This is a genomic window from Sphingobium sp. 22B, from assembly GCF_001580035.1.
Classification (GTDB): Bacteria; Pseudomonadota; Alphaproteobacteria; order Sphingomonadales; family Sphingomonadaceae; genus Sphingobium; species Sphingobium fuliginis.
Window position 1 is genome coordinate 17,310 of record NZ_LTAB01000009.1, and the last position, 14,473, is coordinate 31,782.

10 protein-coding genes are annotated in these 14,473 nt (G+C 59.5%); 2 read left to right on the forward strand and 8 right to left on the reverse strand.

What is annotated here, in order from left to right:
- Positions 1–103: 103 nt before the first annotated feature.
- The 8 genes from A0J57_RS10395 to A0J57_RS10440 all read right to left on the reverse strand — a co-directional run bounded on the left by A0J57_RS10395 (position 104) and on the right by A0J57_RS10440 (position 7,254).
- A complete protein-coding gene (locus A0J57_RS10395; protein ID WP_062017120.1) occupies positions 104–808 on the reverse strand; it encodes a hypothetical protein in 705 nt (234 codons plus the stop codon).
- A gap of 153 nt (positions 809–961) precedes the next feature.
- Positions 962–1,717, reverse strand: a complete 756-nt coding sequence (locus A0J57_RS10400; RefSeq protein WP_062017123.1) for a hypothetical protein — start codon at positions 1,715–1,717, stop codon at positions 962–964.
- 321 nt (positions 1,718–2,038) lie between these two features.
- Positions 2,039–3,919, reverse strand: a complete 1,881-nt coding sequence (locus tag A0J57_RS10405) for a hypothetical protein (RefSeq protein WP_235600840.1) — start codon at positions 3,917–3,919, stop codon at positions 2,039–2,041.
- A gap of 274 nt (positions 3,920–4,193) precedes the next feature.
- Positions 4,194–4,625, reverse strand: coding sequence for a hypothetical protein (locus A0J57_RS10415; RefSeq protein WP_062017129.1), 432 nt, complete (start codon positions 4,623–4,625; stop codon positions 4,194–4,196).
- A 525-nt stretch (positions 4,626–5,150) separates the two neighbouring features.
- Positions 5,151–5,726 carry a MobA/MobL family protein gene (locus A0J57_RS10425; RefSeq protein WP_062017135.1) on the reverse strand — a complete coding sequence of 192 codons (576 nt, stop codon included), beginning with the start codon at positions 5,724–5,726 and terminating at the stop codon, positions 5,151–5,153.
- On the reverse strand, positions 5,723–6,220 hold the full coding sequence (locus A0J57_RS10430) for a hypothetical protein (protein WP_062017138.1): 498 nt from the start codon (positions 6,218–6,220) through the stop codon (positions 5,723–5,725). Before A0J57_RS10430 ends, A0J57_RS10425 begins: the two co-directional genes overlap by 4 nt.
- A 141-nt stretch (positions 6,221–6,361) precedes the next feature.
- Entirely contained in the window at positions 6,362–6,721 is a 360-nt protein-coding gene (locus tag A0J57_RS10435) for a hypothetical protein (protein ID WP_062017141.1), read from the reverse strand.
- The gene (locus A0J57_RS10440) at positions 6,718–7,254 is read right to left on the reverse strand and encodes a hypothetical protein (RefSeq protein ID WP_062017144.1); all 537 of its coding nucleotides are present in this window, start codon (positions 7,252–7,254) and stop codon (positions 6,718–6,720) included. Before A0J57_RS10440 ends, A0J57_RS10435 begins: the two co-directional genes overlap by 4 nt.
- 337 nt (positions 7,255–7,591) lie before the next feature.
- Here A0J57_RS10440 and A0J57_RS10445 point away from each other — a divergent pair, with 337 nt between their 5' ends.
- Complete coding sequence (locus A0J57_RS10445) at positions 7,592–10,279, forward strand: PD-(D/E)XK nuclease family protein (protein WP_062017147.1); 2,688 nt, start codon at positions 7,592–7,594, stop codon at positions 10,277–10,279.
- Positions 10,280–10,281: 2 nt separating this feature from the next.
- The gene (locus A0J57_RS10450; protein WP_062017150.1) at positions 10,282–13,440 is read left to right on the forward strand and encodes an exodeoxyribonuclease V subunit beta; all 3,159 of its coding nucleotides are present in this window, start codon (positions 10,282–10,284) and stop codon (positions 13,438–13,440) included.
- Positions 13,441–14,473: the final 1,033 nt, after the last annotated feature.

Sequence of the window (14,473 nt, forward strand, 5' to 3'; positions counted from 1 at the left end):
GGCCACGATTGGACGATAGACGAGTGTCGGGTTTGGGACGAAAATCAGAGTTAGGTGCTGCTAACATAGCCCGAAGAGCTTCGTTCATAAGGCCGGAAACCGATCAGTTGCCCATTAGCCGATGGAGGATTGCATCACCTCCGCCGCATGCGCCACCAGGCTTCAAAGAGGCCGATCGCGCTTGATTGGCCGCAAACGTGAAGAGTCGTTCTTCTCGCACTCCGTACTCAAAACCCCAATCTCTAGCTGAACGGGGTACGACGACGAGCTTGCTCTCCAGCGCTTCAGCTACGGCCGCTCGAGCGAACCGGACGCTGGCAAGCGAGCCGCCGAGCAATGATTGGGGAACGCCTGAGGTCGATCGATAGGGAAACAATTGCACGATCGCGAGGCGCCGAGCGAGATCCCGGCGCGCGTCCCGTTCCGTCACTCCCGATCGCCTGGCAAGTTCGGTAACCAACTTCGCGATCCCATTTCGCTTGTTGTAATATTCGTACGTTCCGGTGTGACGAAGCTTCGGATCCAGCGAGAGCAGCGGGTGCTCGTAGGCGTCGAAATCCTGGGCGAGATTCGCTCGCAGGCGATCGGCGAAATAAGGCTCGGCCTCCTGCTTCGCATCGTCCGGTCCGATGTTCGAGTTCAGCATAAGCACCCACACGTCGGCTGCGCGTATGTCGCCCACATAGGGATAAGGGATAAATCCCGTATCGAACCCCTCAACCGGATCCATCACGGTCCGATCTGCCGGATGAACGCGCGATGGCCCGTCGAGATCAAGTTCGCCCCAAAAGGCGATCAGCTTTTCCATTGCGCTCACTCCGCCGCCTCCTCTTTCGTCACTTCACCGCGATCGTGCGCCCGCGGCATCGCTGGAGTTACAGCCGTGTCGGCATATTCCGACCGGATAGACAGATCGACCCGCGCAATATCAGAAGTTCGGTGCGACCGCGCGCCGAGCGCATCATCCGAATTTTGCCTCGATGTCAAACCGCTGCCGCCCCAGCCAGTTGGTATCGATACCGGCCGACTTGGCCAGAGAGACGCTAAGTCCGAAGCTCGTATCAATCGAAACGCTTCGTGCAACCGATCCCTTCGACGCGCCGTGGAAAGCCGCAACGACCTCGGGAAACGACTTCATCCAGAAAGGCACCCCTTCTCTCGGGATGACCTCAGGCTGCTCGTAACGAAGGTCAACCGAGTGGTGGCGTGCCGAACCGGCATGGGCCTTGATGTTGAGATCGTTGGCCTGCACGGGCCCTGTAACAGCGACCGTGGCACCGTTCTCTGAGAAGACCGATATCCTGATCTCCTGAGCGGCGACTGTGCTGCGGATGAAAGCCACCAGATGTGCGATCTGCTCACCGATGATCAGGCTGTGGAACGAGGAAGCCGGAATGACGAGGCTCTCGCGCGAGCGGTCGGGATGGAAGGCGTATATTCGGTTCGCCTCGGGAGCGTCACCCTCGGGGTCACACAGGACGACGGCATCTTTGGCGTGAATGCGCTTGATTTTGCCTTGGCCGCGCCACAGGTCGGCGATGACGCTGACAACGACGGCGCCCGTGAGCGTTGCCGCTGTAGGAATTGCGGAAATAGCGACTATCGGGGTGGCGCTTATCACGGCAGCAGTCTTCGCGGGATTCTCTCGAATTATCCTGTTTCCCCAAGCGGGCCAACTCTCCTTGTCTGGCACCACTTCGATCAACCGCGTCTGCATGCTTTCCCCTTTGCCGGCCGGCGTTGATGCTGGTCATAGCTTCGACCTACGTGATCCGCCACTTCGGTTATGAGTCTGAGGTCATGTCGGCCATGAGGACGTGTTTCAGAGAAACCGTCAGTTGCCGGGACGAGCTTGAGGATAGCCGCTTCACCGCCTTCACCGGTACCTTTCCGGCCGCCGCCCTTGCGTGCCGGTGATCAATGTCGCGTTCTTCCTATCCGAATCAGTAGGATCCGAGCAGTTTCACATCGCGACCCGAAGGCTTGGCTTACCCAAGTTCTTCTACTGGGGCCGGCTGAGCCGGCCCCACTTTTCACATCAAGCGGCCTCCCAAACCCGGTTTAGGATCTGAGCGGCCATGGCCGCCTTATCCTGCGGAAGGAATCGCCCGTAATGTTTGGCCACCATCTCCGGCGTGTCTTGGATGGCATAGCTTGCCTGCTCATAGGAGCCGGTATGTTTGAGGATGTGCGTGGCCAGAACGTCGCGGACATTGTGCGGCCCGTGCGGCAGCAATCCCTTGATCGCGCCTCGCTCCGTATAAGGATTGAAGACACCATAGCGCTGGATCACGAGCCTCCATGCCTCATAAAATGTATTCTGGTTATATGACGCATCCCGGCTGGTCCTCTTGACCGTCTTGACGAAAAAAGTTCCCGGGTCTTCCGCACCGTTGAGCAAAGCAAGGCGATGCCGCTCGATATAGGCGCTGATATGGTCATAGAGGCCGCCGAGATCGGGCAGGACCAATCGGAAGGGCTTGCCGGCGAAGAAGGATGAATGGGAATTTTTGAACGCGACGGCAGGCACAAAAACTTCCCAGCCATGGTCGCGCTCACTCCAGCGAATTTCGCCGCGCTTCTGCGCCTCAAGCTGCCGTTCTGAACGCGGCAGATGCCCGCGCGGGCAGACCATAAGTTGCCGTAAATTCTTCTGTCGCAATCCAAGATGCAGGCCCAGGCGAATGAGGAGGTAGGAGCGAGCCACTTCCGCGGCCGCACGCGGAAACCGCCGCGCGTCTGGGCGAAGCTTCAGAATTTCATCGGCAATCTTCAGATATTCCGCCACTGGACTCGACGCCTCCAGGATCGGCAGTATCGGCTCAAACGGATCACGATGGATCCGCGCTACCCGCTCCACTTCCTTCACTCGTGCGCCAGCATGCGCATGGAGAAAATCGCAAGCGCTCTGCCAATCGGCACGCACAGCTGCGACTTCCTCAGCCGATATGAGGCCTTCGACGGGGACAAGACGTGAAGCAAGTTCTGGATGCTGACGCAGCCAACCAGTCTCGGAACGGACCAACGCCATGGCATTGCGCAGCATATCGCATTCCCAGCGAGTGAAGAAGCCGCGCCGCCGCTCACGCCACTGGACATACCAGTCCCAAACGCGCGGAAATATGAGCATCGCGAACGAGATCTCCTTGAGCGGCACGCCGTGCCCATGAACGGCCCCCGACGGTGAGGCCGCCAAGGCGCCGAACATGAGGCCGAAATGCTCGATCTTCTGGGCCGTCGTTTCCTCGTTCCAGACGCCGATGCGCTGGAAGCCGATGTCGGTGAGGGTAGCGGTCTTGAAGCGGATGAGCTCGGTCAATTCCCACACCAGACGAGGCGGCGCATCCACCACGCCGATATGATCAGCTTGGTCATCGAGATCATAGGGCTCATCGCTCACAACCGACGCTTTCATCTGCTTGCCTGTCAGAGAAGGAAACCGGATCGCGTAGCGCAGCTTCATGGCTTGGGCTTGAAAGCGGCGATATTCGGTGGCGCCGGAGATCACAACGTTCTGAACCCAGTCCAGGATCTCCTTCTGCTCCTTGAGCGGCCTTGAGTTAAAATCATCGGGCAGGTGCCAAGCCAGCCGCCGCTGCTCAGCTCTCGGCAGCCCCTTCACCGATAGACCCGAAGCCGCACGCGCGGGATTCGGCAGCTTCGATTTGAAGTAACCCAAGGGCAGATCGTAGCGCCGCTCAATTCGCGTTAGCAGCTCAAGGCTGGTCGCGCTTTGCGGGGTGCGACGTCCCTCGACCCACGATTGCAGGGTCGCCCGATCAAATTTCTCCCCGGGCCGAACAATAGAGCGGTGGAGTTGATAATAGCTCTCGGAAAAGCGCCCCAGATGGAGGACGAGCGCTTCGCGAAAAGAGGAGGGATCCACCCAATCTGTGAACATTGGAACCGGGCGTTCCACGATCGGCAAAGGCTTGCGCCCCCGCTTCGATGAGACAGATTGATCCCCGTCGCCGTTACTCCGGCGTGTTGTTCTTAGCATCGTCGAAATTTCCAAATTTGATGGTCATTATCCAGCTTGGGCTGGCGACGCCTGCGATGCAGGCGCAGAGGCATGACGGCAAAGCTTTGCCTTCAACGTACCCCGAATTGATGAACGCAAATTCCGCGACCGTGGTCGATCACGCTCTGACAGACGTCAATACGTTCAATCTGCGCTGGACCTTACCTCGAGGCTAACGACAGATGCCGGCCGTCATGCCCCGCAACCTACCTTCTAGCCGCTGGCGTGAGGCATGCAGCGCGGTCAGCCGTTCGGCAGCCTCTTCTTCATCTATGACCATCGACTCGCGGACGGCTTCGCCCGATCTGAAGGTGAGCATCTTTAGCACCAAATGCCATCGGCCACGATGATCGACGGTCACCGTCGCGGTCCCGTGGCACAATAGGGAGCGAAAGGAGTGATGCACGTTCCATTCAGCAAGCGATTTGGCTACGCCCTTCCCCTCCACCGCGAACGCACCATTTTCACCGACCAGTTCGCCCAACGCCGCAAAGCGCTGGCCGACAAGATGCGGCAGGCTAACCGGTTCGCCGCGCCCAGGTACGTCCGATAGCAACAGGAGCGCTTCACTGACGGCTGCCTCGGCTCGGGCGAATTCGTCCATGGCGCGTCCTCGCCATAAATTGACGTTGCTCCAAATTGACGGCCATGTGTCAGTCGCAGGTAGCGCTGAAGGGGTGATAGCAAGCACAGTCCGGCCTTATTCTTCATTCCTTGCTAAGCCGTTAGCCCTGATCAACGTTCAGGTTGAGCAGCGCCGTTCGCCTCCGAGGCAGGTTTGTTCATGGTATGCCGAATATCCATAAATTCCGTCGCATAGGCGAAGTGGACCACCACGAAAGCAGGTTTGCCACAGCGGAGGACAACTACCAGATCATGCGTCGCCCGAGCGCAGACGGCGGCCGGGTGTTCCCGCATCATGCGCAGGTCCAAACGTATAACGCGGCGAGGGTAACCGACTGGGAGCTTCGGCGCCCTTCGCCACCCAAGTTTATCAAGTTGACGCTGGATCACCCCGTGCTTCAATCTGCCACGCTTCGCCGCTTTCCGCCGATGTGACTTGCTCATGGCGCCTCGCGGAACATCGTCAGCAGCAGGTTGACCCACCTGGTCGGCGGCTCGATCAGCTTCATACCGCTTCCACCCCGTTGAACGCCAACCAGCTGGCTAGCGCTTCAGCCGCACCTGCATCGGAGCAAGTGTCACGGGCATGCAGACCAAATCCATTCGCAGTGAGCCGCCGAGCTGGCACCAGAATATGGACATGGGGTTCGTTCGCGGAGCCCGCCAGGAATGGCGCATGCAGGACGAGGACAGCGGCAAGTTGCAGCTCGCGCACGAAATAGCTCAGTGCCCAGGCGCGGACGAGCTCCCAATCGGCGTGGAGAGGACGCTCAGCGTCGAGAATGATGTTGAACTGAGCATAACCATTCCGTTCGATTACGGGCTGGGTAGCATCATAGCGTTCGAGCAAATAGCTCAGGTCCGCATATTCCCCTGGCGCACTGCTCGGAAGGAGAAGGTCATGCCGAGCCGCCTGATGGCCAGAGGGATTGAGCTTCGCCAACACGGGGGCGGCGATCCCGATGCGCGCGCCGTCGGTCTTCCAATACCAACGCATGTAGCGGAACTGGGGATGGCCGGGCCAATCGAGATAGAAGCAAGACAGTTCCTCAGGGCCCGACTTCGACTTCTTCTGGGTCATGCGACATCCCTCCCGGTCGGCTCGATCTCGGCCGCACTAGGCCGATGAAATGATTTCGGCAGCATGGGGGGATTGAGGAAGAGCCCCTGACTGTCAGCCCTGACGGTGAAGGATTGATCTTCATGCACGGGAACAAACCAGACCTGTCCGCTCAAAAGGCTTTGCCGATAATCCGACAGCCACTCGCCTTCGCCGTGAAAAAGAATATCGAAGCTGCATTGATATGCGTCGAACCGGACGAGCAGAGTGTCCATGCCGTAGAGGTCACCGATCTGGCCGAACAGCTGCTCCCCAAGGGGCCGAAATGCCGACGTACCAAGGATTAGGAGGTTGGCTTCTTGAAGCAGGAGTGCTCCACCCCCAAAGGCCGGATCGACGCTGATAGGCCCGCCGATTTCCCAAGCGACCTTGATCATCGCGCGCTGGACTGCGTCACGGACGAACGGGATCGTTGGCGCACCCGAGCCGGAGTGCGCGCTCATCGAGCTAAACATATTTATTATCTTCCTTTCAGGGGCGCGATCCGCTGAGCTTGGACGCGCATCACCCCAAGATTTTCATCTCATCTGCTCAGTCACCTGAGCTCTTCTCATCCGATCGAAGCCGCTGCCGCATCGTGTCGGCAGCGCTCATCCTCAATCGTCTTTGGGGTACCGGAGATTCAGCGATATCATCGGTCGCCCCAGCGGTTTTGTGAAGCCGACCCCATGTTTCTCACAAAGGGTGGCATAGAGATAATTACCGACCATCAGCTCACCAGCAGCGCCACACTCTTGGCACATGCGGGTCGAACGCAGCTCAGCGGCTGCAATGAGCGGCGCTGCCGCTTGGTCAGGCCGATCGATATAGACTCTCAGTTCCCCGAACTTCTCTTTGGCTTGCGTCACTCTCACCGAAATGCCAGCCGAATGCAGATCGGCCAACAGCTGGCGAAACAGTGGTCGCCATCCAGCGGGAAGGTACGATTCCCAATGCAAATTCTCGTCGTGGCTCATACGAAGTTTCCTCCGATTTCCGCGACCCAGCGAAGATCGGCGATCCGCAAGCCTGTTTCGGCGGAGACCGGATCACCAAAAGGTGCTCCAGCTTCCTCTTTAAAGCCGGTCGACCGAATGCTGAAAAAGCAGGGATCGAGATCTCTATCCCGTGGATCTGCGATTACCCACAGCGGCGAATCAAAGTCGGCAGACCAGAGCCGCAGTCCTCGGTGGAGGTGGACCTCACCGGCCCGAGCGAGGATCAGCGAAAGATAATATGTCTTCCGCCCCGAGGTGTCGCGCCCTGGCTCAAGGACAAGGATGTCCGTTCGTGTCTGACGGACTGCCTCGAGCAATTTGCTGAATGAAATATCGCGACGCCAGTGACCAAGAACGAGTCCGGCGCATTCACTATAACGATATCCGCTCAGGATCTGCGGGAATAGCCCATCGCAGAGCTGAGTGGCCCAGCCCCCCATCTTGGCAAGCGCGCGAGCGGCATCTTCGCCGTCCGAGATCCGCTGCTGATCTTCTTCATTCACATACACCATATTAAGTCTCTTCGACTTGGCGCGGAGGCGGCTGCCCTCCGGCGTCCGAGGAACATTTCACTTCTCAGCGACAGCCAAAATTCCCCCGCTAAACCTATCAAACATCCTGCTTCCAGCAGCCGCCTTGCGGGATTGATCCCAGTGCCGCCTTTCCGAACATCTAGACAAAGCTTGGCGACACTAGGCTGAAACGCCAAGCCTCTGTTTTCGTGAGACGAACCTGTCACGACCGCCTTTGTCGTGGGCGCATTCATTAATGACATGACAAAGCATTTGCGCTTACGGCCAGCGATGCCGTGTGCTGATGAGGCCGCTGGCGGATGGGGGATAGTTGAGAATGAAGCTTATCTTCGGCCTTTCATGCGATGGCCCTTCCTTTCCGGATTTTCCGGGGCGCAATGAAGGCGTCTTCAATGCCGCCGTCGTGGGGCCACAAGGCCTGATAGAGATGCTCGAGGTGCAGCTGGGCCTCACCGCTCCACGGGTGGCCCATGCGGTTCGAGTTTCCAGCTATGCTGCTAAACTACGTGCCGCGCTGGCCACAGCCCCCGACCTGTTCTTCGGCGGGTCGTTCACCCTTGATCCGTGGGCCACTGCCGCATCATTGCTCGATTGGCGAGATGAGCTGATCGCCGGCGGCTGGTCCGGCAGCCTTATTGGCGCCGCACGTGTTGATGCATTCGCGGTGGTGGAAGAGGCTGGTCCGCCCCTCCCCCCCGGGATCGCAGATCGCACTCGCACGCTCTGCGAGGCGGTTAAGGTCCGTGCCAGTCTACCGCTGGCCTCCATCGAGCTGGTCGAGCCCCGAGATTTGCTGCCACCTCTCTGGCAGCGCCTTATCGGCACGCTCGAAGCGTCGGGGGTAGAAATCTCGCAGGTTCCTGCCTGTGTAACTTCCTCCAACGACTTGGGCCACGTGCAAGCGTTTCTCACGGGCAGCTCACCCGCAGCATTAGCAGGCGACGGTAGCTTCGTGATCGTCCATGCGGACACAGCCTTGGCGGCGGCGGAAGCAGCTGCAGAGTGGCTCGCCCATTGTTCGGAAGCCGATTTGCATGGCACGGTCACCGTGAGCGCTGACGGAGACACGGCACTGTTGGACCGCGCGCTTCAAGCTCGCGGGCTTCCCGCTCTGGGCTTGTCGGCCTCGTCGCCGTGGCGTGGAGCGCTTCAGGTACTGCCGCTCGCCTTCGCCGCTTCGTGGGCACCATTCAATGCGAAGGCGATGCTTGACTTGCTCATGCTACCGCGTCCCCCCATCGCGCGACGTGCGGCGCGCAAGCTCGCCTATGCACTGAGCCGCGAGCCTGGCACAGGCGGGCCAGCATGGCTCGCTGCATGGGGTAATATCGAGTCAGATCTTGCCGAAAGGATGTCCACAGAACCTCAAGAAAAGCGCGATGCGAAGCTTGCGGCGTGGAGGCAATGGACGTCTGGAGAATTATACCCGCGGCACGAAGGCATGCCTGCGGAGGCGGCCAAGTCGATCGCTTCTCGCGTCGCGCAATGGGCGCTCGAGACGAATGCTGGAAATGCTGATCCGCTTCTTCTGACGCTAGTCGGTGCCGCGCAGGCCCTCGTGCAAGCGATCGATGTTCTGAACGTCGAGATGCTCTCTCCACTGCTGCTAGGACGCATGACCGACCAGGTGCTTGCGGACGGCGCTCAAAACCCCAACCACATAGCGACATCGGGGGGCTTGCGTGCCGTGCGTCATCCAGGCGCCATTTGGGGCGATGCTAAGAATGTACTTTGGTGGGACTTCAAAGGTCCTGGAGAACGCGTAAGTTCATCGCCATGGAGCGCCGCTGAGGTTGCTGCTCTTAAGGGTCATGGCTGCGAAATCGAATCGCCGGCCGCGATCACCGCCCGGATTGGGTGGAGTAACGCCAACGCGGTGCATCGCGCTGGGGAGCGCGTCATTCTTTTCTCGCCAGCGCTTTCGGCGGGGGAGGAGACCACGAGCCATCCCCTCGCGCATCAGCTGAACCCATTGACGACACCTGCTAAGGACATGATCCAATGGCCAGCAGAACAGCTATTGCACGGGCCGTCTCATGAGCTCGCAGGGCGCGAGATTCTCCGTGAAGCGATCACTCCAAACCTCTTGCCAGCACAGCGCCCTCGCTGGTCTCTGCCGGTATCTGTGATCGCCAAACTCGACGATCGCGTCGAAAGCGCCACCAGCTTCGAGCATCTCGCGGACTGCCAGATGCGATGGCTCCTTCTCGACGTTTTGCGACTCTCAGGCGGCCGGGTTGCTGAGATCCCTGGCACAAGCCAGCTGCTGGGCAACCTCGCTCATGAACTTGCAAATCGCGTTTTCCCGCCAGGACCTGTGCCTGCTCCAGAAGACGTTTTCTCGCAAGCCAATGATCTATTTGACGAATTGCTCAGTGCGATCGCCACACCGCTTCAGCAGCCGGAATATGCCGGCGAGCTTGCGTCGGCCCGGTTCAAAGTCCCAGCTGCTCTGGCCCAACTCGCACGTCTTCTGCAGGCGATGGACGTAACGGTGATTGGGACGGAAATCGAACGCGCGAGGACGTTCGTCGATGGACCGGATGTAAAGGGCCGCATCGACATGCTGATAGAGCATCCGACTCACGGCACAGGCGTCATTGATCTGAAATGGTCAAGGAGCGCTAAAACGCGACGCAACGAGCTCGCCGAAGGTCGTTCGATTCAGCTCGCGACATATGGTGCGATAGCAAATTCCAACAGCACCACACCTGCTCCAGGCGCGTTCTATATGCTGAACCAGCGACAGCTGATCGGGCTGAGCGGTTCGTTCCTGGCGGAGGAATCGGTCGAATCCGACCATAGCCTGCCCGACACATGGTCGAATCTCGTGTCGACGTGGCAGGTGTGGCGCGATCTAGCCCGGGAGGGGATTGCGATTGCGACGGGTGCCGATGAGGCCGAGGCCCACATACCGGCCGATCTCCCGATCGAGACGGGGACCGAACCGTGTCGCTATTGCGAACTTACAGCGCTCTGCCGCGTAGGCGTGGAGGCCAACTGAACATGACCGTTCCCAATATCACGACCGTCGTGGCGTCTGCTGGCGCCGGCAAAACCACCCGCATTGTCGGCAACATCGCGACGGAGGTCACATCCCGTGATCCCGAGACGATCGTCGCAACCACATTCACGGTGAAAGCAGCGGACGAACTGATCGAGCGCTCGCGTGCCAAGCTGTTCGAATTGGGCATGCCGGATAAGGCAGCGCGATTGCTTGGAGCCCGCTTTGGAACGGTAAATGCCATTTGCGGTCAGATTGTATCTGAGAACGCCATCGCTCTGGGGCGATCTCCGCGGGCCGAGGTTATTCCCGAAGGCAGCGTGTCCCGTATTTTTGCGATCGCCGCCGATGCTGCGATCGAGCGTCACGCGCCAACGCTGAATTTGCTCGCCGATGTCATGGGGTTCTTCGAGCCTAAACGAGCCGCTGACGCTGAACGAAATGATTGGCGTACCACCGTCAGGCGTTTGATAGAGCTGGCTCGAGCGAATGGTATTCCCGCCCAAGATCTATCCGTTTCGGCGGAGCGATCAGTCGCAACTTTCCTCGAATTGCTACCAGCGGTGTCGATCCGGCGCAGTGACGATCTCGATGCGGATTTGCGAAAGGCCGTAAGTTCGGCAGTGGCTGCGATTCCCGTTGAGCCGAGCGCGACTGCCAAATCCTCCATTGCGTTGCTTCGCCAGACCGATGCAAGCATTCGTCGAGGAGAACGGATCTCCTGGCCAAACTGGGCCCGCCTGTCGAAGGTGGGCTGCGCTAAGAAAGATGGTCAGGCTTTCATCGACGCTCTCGACGCAGTTGCACAAACAGCGAGCCGCCATCCTGCACATCCGCGGCTTCGTGAGGATTGCAGCCAGTTCATAAGGTCGGTCTTCGCCTGTGCGGCCGAAGCCCTGACTGCATTCCAAGCTTATAAAGCAGAGCGCGGCTTATTAGACTTCACCGACCAAGAGGCGCTCGCGCTCGACGTCCTTCGCGATCCGGTAATGTCCGCGGGGCTGGGCGAGCGCATTGGCCGGCTGTTTGTCGATGAATTTCAAGACTCCAGCCCGCTTCAAGTCGCCATTTTCACGGCGATGTCCGGGTTAGTTGACGCAAGCACGTGGGTGGGAGACCCCAAGCAGGCCATCTACGGCTTCCGCAATGCGGACAGCGCCCTCACCCACGCCGCGTTCGCAGGGGTCGCTGCATCGTCGAGCGAACCGCAAGATGTGCTAGCGACGTCATATCGGAGCCGCGAGGGCATTGTAAACCTCGTCAACGCCGCCTTTGCGCCGGCTCTGAGCGCTATGGGTCTTAAAGCGGAGGAACATGCGTTCAGCGGAACGGGTCGCAGCGAAGAAGGATTCACGCAGGCGCCGCTCGCGGTTTGGTGGCTCGAAGGAAAGCTTGAGCTTCAATATGCCGCATTGGCCGCCCAAATCCGCGAGATGGTGACGGCCGACCAACCATGGGAAGTGGCAGCCAGGCCCAAAGGCGTTCGGGCGCTACGCGCCGGAGACATCGCTATTCTGTGCCGTAGCAAAGCCGATATCGCCAAAGTATCGGCTGCGCTTAGCCAGCAAGGCGTCAAGGCAGCCGTCGAGCGTGAAGGATTGGCGCAAACACCGCACGTCCAACTGGTGATGGCCGCGTTCCGCTGGGTTGCAGATCCCACAGACCGTCTCGCGCTTGCCGAACTTGCCCGCTTCTTCGCCGAGGATCCAGAATCAGAAACCTGGCTTGAGGCGCTTGGCGCTGAAAATGCCTCCGAGGCACTGCTCGCCATCGTACCCATCTCCGCGGCCCTCCAAGAGATTCGTGAGGGCATTCTGTCGCTGACGCCAGCCGACCTCGTCGATGCGATCATCCTTCTCCCTGAGCTCAATCGCCACATCGAAAGTTGGGGCGACGTGCCGGCGCGTCTCGATGATCTCGAAGCGCTTCGCGGCTTCGCTCAGAGCTATGAGGAAAGCTGCGCGGGCGAGGGATCTCCTGCGACGCCTTCGGGGCTGGCACTCGCGTTGGCTGCAGAGAACCCAGCCCGCCCGCGAAGCCTTCGTGACGATGCTGTTAAAGTCATGACCTACCATGGAGCGAAGGGGCTTGAATGGCCCGTCGTAATCCTGACCGGGCTGGGCAAAGAACCAAAGCCTCGACTGTTCGAACCCATGGCCGAGGCTGATGGTGACCTGGATTGGCAAAATCCTCTCGTCGGACGCTGGATCCGCTACTGGCCATGGCCCTATGCGAGCCAAGAAAAGGACGTATATCTCGATGCTTCAGCGCCCAGCTCGGCGCTTGGGCAACAGGCTGCGATCCGATCGAGGGATGAGGAGGCCCGCCTTCTTTACGTCGGCATGACCCGGGCTCGGGATCATCTTGTGTTTGCGCCTCCAGCTAAGGGAACACTTCACTGGTTGAAGGTTCTCGATGGGGACGAAACGGAGCATTTCGCTCTACCACCTAGCGCCAGCGAAGAGATCCGTGCTGGGACGAAAGCTTTTCCGGCAAGAACCGCAACGCTAGTGTGCGGCGAAGGCGCGGAGGCCAAACCTCCGGTTGTCTCATTCGGGCGCATCACGCGACCGACGGGGCACCGAGCACCGCTTCATCGTCGCCCTAGCGAGGCTTCCAGCGGCGAAACCTTCGTCATCGTAGAGAAATCGACGATCGGCCCCCGTTTGCCGTTTGCAGGCAGCCCGGACATGAACCTGCTCGGCGAAGCCGTTCACGCTATCATTGCGGCAGATCAGCCTCACGATCCGTACGATGCCCGGCTTAATCAAGCACAAGCGATCCTCAATCGCTGGGGGGTGCATCAGGTTGCCGCAAAGGACGTGCTGGGAGCCAATGATCGGCTGTTCGCCGAGATCTCGAAGCGATGGCCGAGCGGCCGAATTCATCGCGAGACCCCAGTTTCAGCCCGGATCGGTGATCAGCTGGTAACGGGACGCATCGACTTATTGGTTGAGCATGACAGCGGCTTCGCCATCATTGATCACAAATCCTTTCCGGGTTCGCCGGACAGCTGGGATGCACGAGCGGGTGGGCACGGCCCGCAAATCCAGCTCTACGCTGACGCGCTCGACAAGGCGCGGCCTGGTGTTCCCTGCGAACTATTCATCCACATGCCGATAGTCGGAGGCCTTCTGCAGGTGGGCACCAGTTCATGCTGATGCCTGCTTTCCGGCTCACCGCAGCAGCCATAAATTCCTTTCCCTATACCCCCGTTCAGCGACCAGAATGACGTCTGGATGTGGACATCCAAAATCCTGAGGGATGCTGTCAACCGACGGAAACCGGATAAAGATGCTTAAATTTTACGACGTCAGCTCTTTGGCTCGGTGGGACGCGGCCCATCCAGGTAACGCTGTGCGCGCGCTCTTCGAGCGATGGGCTCGGCCGGGTTGTCCACTTTCGCCAGAGACGCCACTGCGGATGATGCCCTTTAAGGACAGCATCGCCATCTATCATTACGGTAGGAAAGTGGGCTCTTTGCTTTCGGCTGATGCCGCACCCTTGCTCACCGTGACCGCCGATGGCGGTGTGCGGACCTATCGCCCTGCAGCACTTGCGACCCCGAAGCGAACGGATGAGATAATCAGCAGCATAGAGGAGGCGTGTACGACACGATACGAGGGTTCCTGTTTCCTTGAAGAGGTCATCGCAGCTAACCCTGGCGTAATAGGCGTGACCGCGGAGTCTGGTTCCGGAGACCGCCGATATGGAGGTCGCATTGCCGTTGCTCAGGTAGGAACTAACTACCCGGCCGGCATAGCTCTGTGGGACGTCATGACTGCCTGCTCCCACAATTTGCACGGGCGAGATGGTGGCGCCCCGGCCTTGTTGCAGCCCATTGAGAATGAGGATGACGGCAACGCCGCAGCGGCCCAATTGTGTCAAGCGGCCGAGACACTGGTGAATCTGGACGAGCTTTTCTGTAGCGGCACATGCCCTCGCAGCGCTTCTTTGTGGCGCGCAGTAGCCACGCATCTACCTCCAGCCATAATCAGCCGTCCGGGTTTAATCGTCAGCGCCTATTGGCCGAAAGGTTACAACCCTCCGGTGGCAAGTCGGCGGATCCAGCAGTGCGTTGATAAGCTCTCCCGAACTGGTGTTATCGACCTTCTGCAGGAAGGCGGCCGAACGGTCTTGATGGCACAGCAGGCAACGGACGCCACGTCCCCGGCCGAGCTGACACTGCCCTTA